The sequence below is a fragment of the Bacillus cereus group sp. Bce019 genome (assembly GCF_051781745.1).
GTDB classification, from domain to species: domain Bacteria; phylum Bacillota; class Bacilli; order Bacillales; family Bacillaceae_G; genus Bacillus_A; species Bacillus_A cereus.
The window spans coordinates 42,089-55,273 of record NZ_JBPWJX010000021.1; the positions used below are offsets into that span (position 1 = coordinate 42,089).

The following is a 13,185-nucleotide window of genomic DNA, read 5'->3' on the forward strand; positions in this document are numbered from 1 at the left end:
ATTCATATATTCTTCTAAATTTATTTTTTGTATATCCCCAAAAAAAATCCTACATAGCGCATGTACCAAGATTCATCTGCATAACTAGTTACATTCTCCTTTTTCTATTGTTAATAGCTTCACAATAAAAGCTGTTAAACGGAAAAAGTGGGAAGTCTTAAATTAGACTTCCCACCTTATATAAATTTACAATTAGTGACAATACCCATACAAATACAATAGTATATATAATAATCACTCATTATATGTGTTGCTCTTTTAACCGGCCAATGTAACCCCTTAGCCATCCTTCATGATTGACTTGATTGTTTCTAGATACTTAATCCCTCTATACTCTTTCAAGCGGTAATCCATTCCGATGGAAATTACAAATGACAAAATTTATCCGTTTTTCCTACTTTCTAAATTCAGCAAGTAAAATGTTTTTAAAAACTTCCGGGTTATTAAGGTTTAAACTGTTCGAATTGATAGCGAGTGTATGTTTACCTTCAAGTGTTCCACCAGCAAAAGTGGAAAACCCTGGAACGGCCCCCCTGTGTCCCCATACCGAGACACCGTTCGGAAGCTTAATTTCAAGTATTCCAAGACCATATCCGGTTCCCTCTCTATTTGTAGGGACTGTAGTAAGCATTTGTTTTAGTTGCTGTTCCTTCAATAATTTGCCACCTAGTAAGCAAGAGAAGAATTTGTTTAAGTCGTCAGCAGTAGAAATCATATCTCCATCCGAGCTACCTGGGTTAATATAAGTAACATCTTTTAGCTCACTCGCTCCGTCTAGTTGCAAATAGCCACGGGCATGCTTGGTGCCTGGAATCACGCTTGAATTACCAGGTAGAAATGTATTTGACAAATCAAGCGGTTCAATAATCCGATTTTCAACCTCTTCCGCATAGCTGTTTCCTGTTACTTTTTCAATAAGGATTCCTAGTATTACATATCCTGTATTTGAATAAGACCAACCCTTTCCTGGGGCAAAGTCTGGGGGAAGTGAAATCCCCATCTTTACAAATTCTTCAGCCGTATACGATTTTTTTATATCCGTAATATCAAAGTCTTTTGAATTTATATAGTCAGCAATACCACTTGTATGATTCAATATTTGCCGGATCGTAATCTGGTTACCATCATATCCGTTTCCTTGAATAACACCAGGTAACCATTTTTCAATGGAGTCGTCTAGATTCAAACGGTTCTCTCCAGATAATTGAAGTAGAACTGTTGCAATGAACGTTTTCGTCACACTGCCAATACGAAAGCGAAAATCTGCTTTCATTGGTTTCTTAGTTTTCAGATCTGCTACCCCAGCACTATAACTCCAAGTTTTACCCCCCTTAGAAATTTTAGCGAGTATTCCCGGGTATCCAAGTTGCAGTTCATCTCGCATTGCTTTCTTAACGGAAGTACGATCGCTTTTCGTACTTGTTTGTAACGAACTAGATACATTTTGCGTAGATTCTGCTTTTACAATTGATGTTGGTGTTATGTATAACAGGGAACTTCCACCTATTAAAAGTGCTAGACTTGCACATGTAATTTTACTGCTTGTTTTCATAAAGAATTCCTCTCTTCTATTAAAATCGTATTGATGGTTAATAACTATGTCATATGCTAACCACACAGCTATCAACTCTCCCAATGATAAAAGTCAACACTGAATTTGCAATCAACGCACTAATCATTATTTTCACAAACACCATTGTGTTCTAACAATCTCTAAATCACTCTTTTTCCACATACATATTAACCATAGAAATTACTTCTTTTCCTTAAAACACTCTTGTTACTGATTATTTGTTTTATATGTAGGCCGTACTTGTTCCCCCCCTTCATGCCTCCTTATATTTTTATCCTACACAATGAAAATCTCTTTTTTCTTACCTATTCCTTACAAATTCCTTACATACAAAATCACTTCTACAATAGGATTGAAGTAGCATCTGTGCCCGAAAGCGCAAAAAACACCGATGCTTTTCGCTTCAGTGTTTTTACGCTTTACATATTGAAGATTCGTTTTACTCTTAACAGGTTAAACTGCTAATTTTTTCTAATGCGATTATTCTGCTTGCTATATAGAACAAATTTCATTGTGTTATATGAAACACTATGAAATTTGTCATTAAGGCACATGATTCTAAATTTATTGATGTACTTGAGATGGACTCACTTTTTGAATTTGAACAAGTATATCAAACGCTTTACCTAATGATATATCAACAGTTTTTGGTATATCAGGCCCTTCGGTAGTTATTCCAGCGAAAATTGGATGTTGTTCGTTTAACCAAGTTTTTGTCACGCCGTTCGCCTTACGTAAATCAATAAAAAATTGATCTTTTTTGACCTGTCCAAAAATGTAATTATAACTGTTTGGATCATCCGATTTTAATGTTCCATAGGGGCCAAATTCACCATTGCTATTCTTCACATTGTATTGTCCTTCATAAACTGACGTTCCAATAGATACGTACCGTTTTCCGTAATATTCTGCTAAATGCTGCCCTGCTACTTTAGGGTATATAAAAGAAAGCATATTTGTTTTCGAAACGTGTCCATTATGTCCCCATACAATGGTTTTTCCTAAATGTTCTTCAGTCCACTTCGCATTTTCATACATTGCAATATCATGTTTCAAATAAAAATCCGCTGGTTTATCAGGAGGTGTCACTAACATTGTAGTAAACTGTTCAATAATACGAGCATTTTGCTTTATCCATGCAAACTCTTTAGATTTCCCATTTAAATAGCTTTTATTTTCCTCTAATAAAGCACTAATTTGTTTAGCATCTAAAACATACTTTTCTTTTTCTTCTTTCGTAAGGCTTTCAAAAGTATTCATATCCTTTGTTACAGGAATAAGCCCTTTTATCTTCTCTTCTACTCTAGGCAACAGTTTTGAATTGTTTGCTTTAATATATTCTATTATATTATTATAAACATTTTCGTTTACTGATTGAATGTCCATCCCGATGACACGTACTTTCGATTTATGTTTTGGATTAGCATTATATTGCCGAATCCAATCAAGTAAATCTAGCATTTCTTTCGTCTTAAATACAGGTGTTAGATGTTGGCTTGGGTTTCCCTTACCAGTAAGAACATATTGATCAAGTTCCAAGGCCCTGTCCCATCCCTCTTCTAAAACTAGATTGGTAAAGCCCTTTTCAGATACTAAATACTTAACAATGCGGTGTTTCATTGTAAAAACTTCATGAGCCCCATGCGTAGCTTCACCTAAACCTACAATTGAAGCTGAACCTACCATATTCTTAAGTGGTTTCAAATCATTAAGAGATGCAGTTGGATTAGTTGTTTTTAAAGGCTTTGCATGTGCTTCTAACCATTTCGCTATTTGATTTGTATTGTAGGGAGCTGTAACAGAAACCTCTGTTTTCGAATCTGCATAAGTATTTCCTACAAAATGAGTCATTGTTATAGCAGAAGCAACAATTGCAATAATTATTTTCTTTTTCATAAAAAACCTCCTGAAATATTTACTTATAGCTTTTTGACATACTCTGCCAACTTCCGTTTAAAACATTCATTTTCTTATTACTGTTAAGATACATTTATTCTAGTTCCTAAAACTCACTTATTTCTTAATAGGTTCTTAAGAAATTCTTAATTCACTTATACGAATATAAAACTAAATAAGCTTCAATTCATTGTATTGTAAATTCCTCATTGCATAACATTATAATGTACAGATATTCGTTATAAATGATGTTATCTAAAGTATTCAATTTCAGTATGTATTATTAACGTAGTTAATATATGGTTAATATGATGTTCCAAATTTTGATTGTTTGTAGTCTCTTTATCATAGGGTTAATTTAGGGGTTATTTTTTGTTCACTTCATTTTTTTCGGCACTCTGCATCTAGACGGTATACCCATTGGCCACAGTTAGACTATTTCAAATCAAAAAACTAGATTACCTGCACACTAAAGAGTATAGCGCACAGGTAATCTAGTTGTTTTTGAGATTAATAAAAAACTAATTTATCTTTTGAATTCTTCCATCAATAATAGACTGAATTGGTTCTTTTGATTTTTTTATATAATCTACTAATGCTTCAAAATCAGTTGGTCCTGTTTCAGCATCTTTACCGTTTTTAAAGGATACAAATCCATCTCCACCTGAAGCTAGAAATGCGTTCGCAACGACGCTGTAAGTTTTAGAAGGAATGATTTCTTCTCCATTTGCTAAGCGAATACTTGTTACTTTTTCTCCATTAGGCTTGTTCACATCCCAAGTGTATTGGATACCTGAAATTTGAAGCATTCTTGTTATATCTTTTTGCCATTGTTGATTTAAAATATCACGAATGTCTTGACCTGTTAAATTTACTTTTATTAATTGATTTCCGAATGGTTGAATACCATATATCTCTCCCCATGTAATATCACCAGCATCTAAGTCATTACGAATACCACCAGGATTCATAAGTGCAATTTGGGATTGCATTGTTGCACGCTGGGCATCAGCAACTAAATTTCCGAGAGTAGATTCACCAGCCGTATTGAGTTTACGATCTAGTGGAGCAATAGACTTACCTACAACTTCATTAACAAGAGGTGCGATTTTTGCTTGATATTTCTCCATCTTCTTCTTTATTTTTTTATCAGGCTCCATGCCTTCATGGTAAGTTGTAACAATTTCTGCTTTTTTCTCAACAATATCTTGTGTCTTACGATCAATCTTTACATCAACATCAGCAAAAGCCATACCATATGAATTTGCTTGTACGACAAGTTTATTATTAACAGTTCCATTTACATAAGTGTGGCTATGGCCACCAAAAATAACATCGACTTCTGGATCAGTCTCATTTGCTAATCGGACGATATCACCATTTGTTACGCCGTTCCCATCTGTTGTACCTCCGTTATGTGCAAGAACAACGATAGATTTAACGCCTAGTTTTTTTAATTGCTTTACGGATTTGTTAATAGCTTCAACTTCATCTGTAATTTCTACATTCTTTAGCATAGTAGGCATAACAAGGTTAGGAACATCCGTTGTTACGACTCCGATAAAGCCAACAGGCACTCCTTGTACCTTTTTTATAGTGAATGGTGGTAAAAATAGACGCCCGGTGGATTTATTATAGAAATTTGCAGCAACATATGGGAATTTTGCTCCTTTAAAATTACCTGTTTTCTCATGGTATCCACCATAAATAAGGCGGTTCATTTCTTCAACACCTTCATCAAATTCATGATTTCCTATCGTTCCAACATCGAATTTCAAATCATTTAGAAATTCAATCGTAGGTTCGTCTTGTAATAATGCTGAAACAGGAGTACTTGCTCCAACAACATCGCCAGCATGTACCTTTAATGTATTCGGATTTTGTTTTTCACGATCACGTAAATAAGCCCCTAAGTACTCAATTCCCCCTGCATCTTTATTGTTAATTTTTTTTACAGTGTCTAGTTGTCCATGAAAATCGTTAATACCGAGCATTTGTACATCTATGTAGCGGTTTTGTTCTGTACTTGCTTGGATTGAAGGCGCAGCAAATACACTAGTAAAAGTAACTGTACTTAATGCTAAAGCAACTGGAATGATTTTTTTCAACATAAAATTTCTCTCCCCTAATTAAAATCTGACATAATACGATGTTATTTTAATATATTAAGAGAATTATTTCCACAAAAATTCTACCAATTATAAAAATTAATAAGATTTTATTGTTTTCTGACAAGATATTTCTTCCTCAGAAAAATGTATATTTCTTTGTTTTGAGGATTATTCAAAATATTATCTTGATAGTAATATAACAATACTTCTAAGAAATCTAAAAAACTCTAATCAATATATTTTAGCTGTTAAGAAGAGTATTCACTCCAAAATTAATGGAGATTTATCAACCTAACATCTCAATATCACCATTTAAAAAGATGCTCCTGGATTTATCCAAGAGCATCTTTTATAAAGCTTTATTTTTTACTTATTTATAATTTATCAACTAACAATTATATAGTTGTAATCAGTCCTTTAAAAATAATAGGAGTGCTTCATTAAATTCTTTAGCATGCGTTGCATTTAGCCCATGTGGACCACCCTTTATTAAGGCTACTTTAGAATTAGGAATTGCTTCATGTGTTAATTTCCCACTATATTCATATGGTACAGTTGCATCAGAATCACCGTGAATAATAAGAGTAGGTATATTAAACTTCTCCAAGTCTTTTCTAAAATCTGTCTTACTAAAGGCGGTAATACAATCAAGTGTTCCTTTAGGTGATGCACTGGCTGCAATATCCCAATTATATAAACGGAATGGTTCACTAACTAAATCTGTTCGATTACCAGCCGCGAAAAATCCCTTAGTAAATTCATCAAGAAATGCAAGGCGGTCATTTATCACACCACTTTTGAATGCTTCAATTGTAGCATCATCTAATGCCCCTTCAGGATAATCCTCTGATTTGTATAAATATGGAGGAACTGCTCCAGCAAAAACAGCCTTTTCAATACGACCTGTTCCATACGTACTAATGTACCGGGCTACCTCGCCTCCACCCATAGAAAAACCAACAAGTGTGACATTTTGAAGCTCTAAATGTTCTAATAGTTGATGTAAATCAGAAGTAAAGGTATTATATTCATACCCTTCCCACGGCTGAGATGATTGTCCAAATCCTCGACGATCATATGTTATAACTCTGTATCCAGCCTCAACAAGAGCGGGAACTTGGTATTCCCAAGATCGACCACTTAACGGCCAACCATGAATGAGTACAACTGGTTTTCCTGTGCCATGATCCTCATAATATATCTCAATTGGTTCTTGCTTTTCGCTTCCTACAGTAATTTTAGCCATGCTTCTACCTCCCAAAAATATTCTAATATGTATCCTTTTCTTCAATAATCTGGATGAATGTCATAACCTATTCATGCACGTTTATGTTGTGAATTCTAAGTATGAAACTCTATTGTTCCAATGCATTCATTTTCTCCTTTTGGAACAATCCCCCCTCTAATACCTTTTTCATCATAAAATAATTACTGAACATTACTCCTATTCAATTGTAATAACAAAAATAGGTGACTATCAATATCGTTCTATCTATAGGATGTATAGGTAAAACCAATCTATTTTATAGTGAAAACAACTATAGTTACGACCTATGAAAATTATAGATAATTTAGAATTGATTAATGAATCAGTTTTCAAATACTATAAATTTGTATAGCACTTCATGTTCTGTGAAGGCTGCTATGACCAATATTATTGGTCAGCTTAGTTATAAACGAAGAAACTTATGATAGTATTCGACTATTTAAACTTTCTTCGATTACTTAATTTTTAGGAGGAATACATAATGACTGATCTCTATTCTCGTATTAACAAAGATGATGCTGTCGTGCTTTTAGTAGATCATCAAACTGGTCTTATGTCTGGACTAGTACGTGACTATGGTGTTGATGAATTCAAGAACAATGTTTTAGCTCTTGCTCATACTGCTAAGTTTTTTGATTTACCAGTTATTTTAACAACAAGTTTTGAAAACGGGCCTAACGGACCTTTAATGCAAGAATTAGTTGATCTCTTTCCTCATGCACCAAAAATAGCTCGACCTGGACAAATTAACGCATGGGATAATGATGATTTTGTAAAAGCAATCGAAGAAACTGGAAAAAAGCAACTTATCATCGCGGGCGTAGTTACGGACGTTTGTGTTGCTTTCCCTGCACTTTCCGCTATAAAAGCTGGATATGAAGTATTTGCTGTTACTGATGCTTCAGGAACTTTCAGTAAACAAGTAGCAGATGCTGCAAATACTCGTATGGCACATAGTGGTGTGCAACTTATGAACTGGTTTAGCGTAGCTTGCGAATTACAACGTGATTGGCGCAACGATGTCGAAGGTTTTGGCAATTTGCTTGCTAGCAATCTTCCAGGCTATCAAAATATAATTGGAAGCTATATGGGCGCGCAGCGGGATCTTAGTAAACAAAATGCATAAATGTATTTCAAGGAAATAGCTTTAAATCACCTTTTTTAAAGTAGATAGTATAAATTTAGTGCTGATTAAATCAGCACTAAATTTAAGTTAAAGAGTATAGCAGATCTTATATTGACAGAATATATATTATTTTCAATAAACAATTAAAAAAGGAGCGTTTTATTATGAGTAATTTAGAATTGTTAAATCCGGAGAACAGTGCCTTAATTTTAATTGATTTTCAACCTCAAATGACTTTTGGAGTTGCAAGTATTGATAGACAAACATTGATTAATAACGTTATGCTACTTGCTAAATCAGCAAAAACTTTTAACGTACCTACTATTCTTACTACAGTTGAAACACGCAGCTTTTCTGGTTATTTTTGGCCACAAATTCTTGATATATTCCCAAACCATGAAATTATAGAACGTAGTTCAATGAACTCTTGGGAAGATCCGAAATTTGTTGAGGCAGTTAAAGCAACCGGTAGAAAGAAATTAATATTTGCAGCACTTTGGACTGAAGTTTGCCTTGCATTCCCTGTGCTTGAAGCAATTAAAGCTGGCTATGAGGTGTATGCAGTTGATGATGCTTCAGGTGGTACTAGTTTGACAGCACATAACGCTGCTATGCGTCGTGTAGAACAAGCTGGTGCAATTCCAGTGACAGCAATTCAAGTTTTACTTGAATATCAACGTGACTGGGCACACAAAGACACTTATGATGCTGTAATGGAGATTGTAAAGGAACACACTGGTGCTTATGGTCAAGGTGTAGAATACGCATATACTATGGTGCATGGCGCGCTTCCAAGCAGGAAAATATGAAACAAGAAGGAGTAGCTGTCGAAGAGACTTATACAGGGAACACGATGGATGCCGGCAATCCAGTAACAACGATTGTTACATGGGAAATTCAAGAAGGTAGAGAAGAACAGTTTGAAACATGGAGACATGAAATTGAGGCTGCGGCTACTAAATTCCCAGGACATTTAGGTGTAAATCTAATAGTCCCAAGTAACGAATCCAGAGAGTATACTGTTATTTTTCGCTTTGATACGTATGAGCATCTACGTACTTGGCAAGAATCAGATGTTCGCCGGGATTTGTTAAAAACGGCGGAGCAATTTCAAGCCACTAATCCAACTTACAAAACTGAAAGCAGTTTGGCTTATTGGTTTGTTACTCCGAAAACGCCAGTTCCACCGCCAAAATGGAAAATGTCTATCATTACCCTTCTGGGTGTATGGCCTCTTAGCATGTTAGTTCCTAAAGTGATAGGACCTATTATAAAACATATGAATCCTATTATGTCAGCTTTTTTTGTTTCTGTATGTATAGTGTCCTTGCTATCATGGGTAGTCATGCCGATTTTCGGTAAATTATTTCATCCATGGTTACAAAATAATAGAAAGTAGACGAGGTGTGAACATGAATTTACCGGATATGATCTTATATAACGGAAAAATTACTACCCTTGACCCTTCTCAGCCTGAGGTATCTGCTATCGCCATAACTGATGGTTTAGTCACTGCAGTAGGTGGAGATGAGCTTCTTAATAGTGCCACGGAAAAAACAAAAAAAATAGACCTTAAAAGAAAGAGAGCTATTCCAGGCCTGAATGACTCCCATATACACGTGATTCGTGGTGGTCTGCATTATAATATGGAATTACGTTGGGAAGGCGTGCCATCACTTTTTATTGCTCTAGAAATGCTCAAAGAACAGGCAAGGCGTACACCTGCTCCTCAGTGGGTAAGAGTAGTTGGAGGTTGGTCTGAATTTCAATTTAAAGAGAGACGGATGCCAACATTAGAAGAGATTAATGCTGTTTCTGAAGACACGCCTGTCTTTGTGCTACATCTTTACGATAGAGCACTTGTAAATCGTGCAGGGCTACGTGCACTGGGATACACGAAAGATACCCCAGACCCTCCAGGCTGTTTAATTCAGCGGGATAAAAGAGGTAATCCAACGGGCCTTTTAATTGCTAACCCTAACGCTTCTATTCTTTATTCAAGTTTGGGTAAAGCTCCAGTACTTAATCTTGACGACCAGATTAACTCAACTCGCCATTTTATGCGTGAATTAAATAGATTAGGTATTACAAGTGCCATCGACGCAGGTGGTGGTTTCCAAAATTACCCTGATGACTACAAAGTTGTTGAACATTTAGCCGAGAAGGAACAATTAACTTTGCGTATTGCTTATAATCTATTTACGCAAAATCCTAATCATGAATATGAAGACTTTGCTTCATGGGCAAAAATTGTTTCTCCAGGTCAAGGAAATGATAAGTATAAAATGAATGGTGCCGGAGAAATGTTAGTATTCTCAGCAGCCGATTTTGAAAAATTTCAAATGCCACGGCCCGAACTAGCTACAGTAATGGAAGCCGACTTAAAGAAAGTAATTTCTCTATTGGTGGAAAACCGTTGGCCATTCCGTTTACATGCAACTTATGACGAGTCAATCACACGTTTCTTAAATGTATTTGAGGAAGTTAACAGAGAAATTCCTTTTAATGGGCTACGATGGTGGTTTGATCATGCAGAAACAATCTCAGATCGTAGTATGGAACGTGTTAAGGCTTTAAATGGCGGTATTGCCATCCAAGACCGCATGGCTTTTCAAGGTGAATACTTTGTTGACTTATACGGAAAGGAAGCTGCAAAGCATACTCCTCCGATTTATCGTATGTTAGACCTTGGTATACCTGTTGGCGCCGGTAGTGATGCAACCAGGGTTTCCAGCTATAACCCTTGGGTTGCTCTTTACTGGATGGTTGCTGGAAAAACCATTGGTGGGCTTTCCATATACGATGAAAAAAATAAACTTGATAGAAAAGTAGCCCTGGAATTATATTCAAAAGGAAGTGCGTGGTTCTCTGGTGATGAAGGTAAAAAAGGAACCCTGGCAGTAGGTCAGTTTGCTGATATTGCTGTATTGTCTGCTGACTACTTTATTGTGCCGGAAGAAGAAATCAAAGACCTTGAATCATTGCTCACCATTATGGGCGGGCAGGTTGTTTATGGAAATAATGAATTTAAAAACTTATCACCTGAATTGCCGCCAGCATCACCTGATTGGTCACCGACGGGCGTTTATGGTTATGGTGGTGCTAACCTAGCCAACACTATACTTTCTCACGATTCCCATGATAACAAGTTACATAGTTGTAGTAACCCTCTCCATCAACACACTCATACCGTAATAGGAAAAGATGGAACTAAATGGGGTATTGGTTGTACTTGCTTTGCTTTCTAAATCAAAACCACCGGTATAATGCCGGTGGTTTTCTTTCTACAATAAGGATATATAAATTCAAAATAGCAGTGTATATCCCTTATGGAATCTGTTACTATACGATAAGACCGAAGAATTGATTGATTAACTTAACTTGTTTTTGATAACCTTCTCTCCTTGCAAAGTCTTTCCTTTTTTCCTTAATTAAAAGTCAATGGTATCCCCTTTTGATCGACTACACCACACATATAAATCCACTGCCCTTTGACTTTAATATAGATCTTAATTTTTCAATTGTTACACTAAAATCATTATTATTTCTATTACACTGATACTTTTTGAGAATTATTTAACTTCTGCATAAAGATGCGTGCTGCAAAACTTAAAGATTTATCATCAAAGTGTATAAGATTAATATCTTGATTTGGTGTTGGATCAGTAATACGAACTATGCTCAAAGTATCATTATTAACAAAGTTAACCAGTGAAAGAGGTATTATGGCAACACCATGTCCATTGTATACAAGGCTCAGTAGAGAAATAGAAGATTTTGTTTCTATATTTGCTTCAGATAAAGATAACCCTAAACTCTCACAATATATCTTAATAGATTCACGACAACTACATGAAACCATTACTCTACTGAGCCCTACTAATTCTTGAAAAGAAACAAATGATTTTTCATTTAAAGGATGATTTTTTGGAATTACAAGGACGAGCTCTTCACTATACAAAAGGGTGTTTGTTAATGTGTCTGGAATTTGAGCACTACGTGTAATCCCGAAATCAATATTTTTGTCAACGATTTGATTTACAGCAACTTCGGATTCTATAATCTTTACTACAATGTTGGGATAATGTTGTTGAAACTTCATAATATAAGGTGTTAAATAAGTGAGATCCTCTAATAAACCTCCTATAGTAATCACACCTCTTTTTACACCCTTTAATTCAAAAATTTCATTATAAACGTCATCAAATTGTTGCATGATAAATTTTCCTTTATCAAATAGCAGCTTACCCGCTTCTGTCATTTTGATACCTCTTCCAACTCGATGAAACAAGGGTGTATCAAGTTCACCTTCTAAAACTCGTATTTGTTGACTTAAAGTCGGCTGTGAAATACCTAGAACTTCCGCAGCTTTAGTGAAACTATTATTATTACAAACTTGAATAAAATACTCTAAATGACGTAATTCCATTCTTGATACCCACTCTCCGCTTTATGAAAGATTTATAATTTAAAGGACGATATGTATACGTTAACATAACAACTTTATTTCATATTATACCGATTGAAATTACACGCTTTATTCATTTTGTATTATAATAAATTTACTACCATTTATTAATTTTTCCTCCTATTTATTTAAATTATATTTAATTAGGACATTACTAATTCGAGATATATTTCTAAAAATTTATAGTTCGAGTGCATAATACCCTAATTTTTTCAACTTTTCGATTATCATTTTTTTCTCAATATAGTCCAAACCACCAAATATTTGCTGAATCGCCTCTTTATGCTGAGGAAAAATAATATCCATTAGTTCAATACCTTCTGAAGTAATTGACGCATACATGACACGGCGGTCTTTAGGACATGGTTTTCGTATTAAGAACCTCTTCTTTTCCAACTTATCCACTACATACGTGATACTACTACTTGCAAGTAATATTTTGTCTCCAATTTTTTGTATAGGCTGATCGCCTTTACTATACAGTAGCTCAAGCACTGCAAATTCAGTTGGATTAAGTCCATAACTTTTTATATCCTCTTCAATACGCTTAGTAATTGACTGTACTGCCCTTGATAATATAACAAATAACTTTAAAGATAAGCTCTCATCGTTAATCATGCTCATAATTACCAATCCCTTACAAGTTATCTTGAATTCGAGATTCATTATATTATCGTCAAAATATTATGTCAATCATTCATTTTAGCTTTATCAATCTATTTATAATTTATTTCTCAACATATG

Annotated in this window: 10 protein-coding genes; 4 read left to right on the forward strand and 6 right to left on the reverse strand. The window is 34.9% G+C overall.

What is annotated here, in order from left to right; genetic code table 11:
* Positions 1-394: 394 nt before the first annotated feature.
* The 4 genes from ACS2QP_RS22720 to ACS2QP_RS22735 form a co-directional block, all read right to left on the reverse strand.
* Positions 395-1,552: a serine hydrolase domain-containing protein gene (locus tag ACS2QP_RS22720; RefSeq protein WP_088338305.1), complete on the reverse strand. Its 1,158-nt coding sequence runs from the start codon at positions 1,550-1,552 to the stop codon at positions 395-397.
* A gap of 585 nt (positions 1,553-2,137) precedes the next feature.
* Complete coding sequence (locus ACS2QP_RS22725) at positions 2,138-3,469, reverse strand: erythromycin esterase family protein (protein WP_438882882.1); 1,332 nt, start codon at positions 3,467-3,469, stop codon at positions 2,138-2,140.
* Between the two features lie 521 nt (positions 3,470-3,990).
* Positions 3,991-5,580, reverse strand: a complete 1,590-nt coding sequence (locus ACS2QP_RS22730; protein WP_063536788.1) for a bifunctional metallophosphatase/5'-nucleotidase — start codon at positions 5,578-5,580, stop codon at positions 3,991-3,993.
* Between the two features lie 409 nt (positions 5,581-5,989).
* The gene (locus ACS2QP_RS22735; protein WP_438882883.1) at positions 5,990-6,826 is read right to left on the reverse strand and encodes a bromoperoxidase; all 837 of its coding nucleotides are present in this window, start codon (positions 6,824-6,826) and stop codon (positions 5,990-5,992) included.
* Positions 6,827-7,328: 502 nt separating this feature from the next.
* Here ACS2QP_RS22735 and ycaC point away from each other — a divergent pair.
* The 4 genes from ycaC to ACS2QP_RS22755 all read left to right on the forward strand — a co-directional run bounded on the left by ycaC (position 7,329) and on the right by ACS2QP_RS22755 (position 11,221).
* Positions 7,329-7,973, forward strand: a complete 645-nt coding sequence (gene ycaC, locus ACS2QP_RS22740; protein ID WP_000131213.1) for an isochorismate family cysteine hydrolase YcaC — start codon at positions 7,329-7,331, stop codon at positions 7,971-7,973.
* 164 nt (positions 7,974-8,137) lie between these two features.
* Positions 8,138-8,782 (forward strand): hydrolase, encoded by a 645-nt coding sequence (locus ACS2QP_RS22745; protein ID WP_000067162.1) that lies wholly within the window; start codon positions 8,138-8,140, stop codon positions 8,780-8,782.
* The gene (locus ACS2QP_RS22750; protein ID WP_438882884.1) at positions 8,779-9,372 is read left to right on the forward strand and encodes an antibiotic biosynthesis monooxygenase; all 594 of its coding nucleotides are present in this window, start codon (positions 8,779-8,781) and stop codon (positions 9,370-9,372) included. The genes ACS2QP_RS22745 and ACS2QP_RS22750 overlap by 4 nt, the downstream gene beginning before the upstream one ends.
* Positions 9,373-9,385: 13 nt before the next feature.
* The gene (locus ACS2QP_RS22755) at positions 9,386-11,221 is read left to right on the forward strand and encodes an amidohydrolase (RefSeq protein ID WP_153581843.1); all 1,836 of its coding nucleotides are present in this window, start codon (positions 9,386-9,388) and stop codon (positions 11,219-11,221) included.
* A 302-nt stretch (positions 11,222-11,523) separates the two neighbouring features.
* Here ACS2QP_RS22755 and ACS2QP_RS22760 read toward each other — a convergent pair whose 3' ends face one another.
* Positions 11,524-12,402 carry a LysR family transcriptional regulator gene (locus ACS2QP_RS22760; RefSeq protein ID WP_153581844.1) on the reverse strand — a complete coding sequence of 293 codons (879 nt, stop codon included), beginning with the start codon at positions 12,400-12,402 and terminating at the stop codon, positions 11,524-11,526.
* 219 nt (positions 12,403-12,621) lie between these two features.
* Positions 12,622-13,065: a MarR family winged helix-turn-helix transcriptional regulator gene (locus ACS2QP_RS22765; RefSeq protein WP_438882885.1), complete on the reverse strand. Its 444-nt coding sequence runs from the start codon at positions 13,063-13,065 to the stop codon at positions 12,622-12,624.
* Positions 13,066-13,185: the final 120 nt, after the last annotated feature.

Bases quoted from the DNA above. Each gene is read 5' to 3' on its own strand.
- ACS2QP_RS22720 (WP_088338305.1), bottom strand. From the start codon at position 1,552: ATGAAAACAAGCAGTAAAATTACATGTGCAAGTCTAGCACTTTTAATA.
- ACS2QP_RS22725 (WP_438882882.1), bottom strand. From the start codon at position 3,469: ATGAAAAAGAAAATAATTATTGCAATTGTTGCTTCTGCTATAACAATG.
- ACS2QP_RS22730 (WP_063536788.1), bottom strand. From the start codon at position 5,580: ATGTTGAAAAAAATCATTCCAGTTGCTTTAGCATTAAGTACAGTTACT.
- ACS2QP_RS22735 (WP_438882883.1), bottom strand. From the start codon at position 6,826: ATGGCTAAAATTACTGTAGGAAGCGAAAAGCAAGAACCAATTGAGATA.
- ycaC (WP_000131213.1), top strand. From the start codon at position 7,329: ATGACTGATCTCTATTCTCGTATTAACAAAGATGATGCTGTCGTGCTT.
- ACS2QP_RS22745 (WP_000067162.1), top strand. From the start codon at position 8,138: ATGAGTAATTTAGAATTGTTAAATCCGGAGAACAGTGCCTTAATTTTA.
- ACS2QP_RS22750 (WP_438882884.1), top strand. From the start codon at position 8,779: ATGAAACAAGAAGGAGTAGCTGTCGAAGAGACTTATACAGGGAACACG.
- ACS2QP_RS22755 (WP_153581843.1), top strand. From the start codon at position 9,386: ATGAATTTACCGGATATGATCTTATATAACGGAAAAATTACTACCCTT.
- ACS2QP_RS22760 (WP_153581844.1), bottom strand. From the start codon at position 12,402: ATGGAATTACGTCATTTAGAGTATTTTATTCAAGTTTGTAATAATAAT.
- ACS2QP_RS22765 (WP_438882885.1), bottom strand. From the start codon at position 13,065: ATGAGCATGATTAACGATGAGAGCTTATCTTTAAAGTTATTTGTTATA.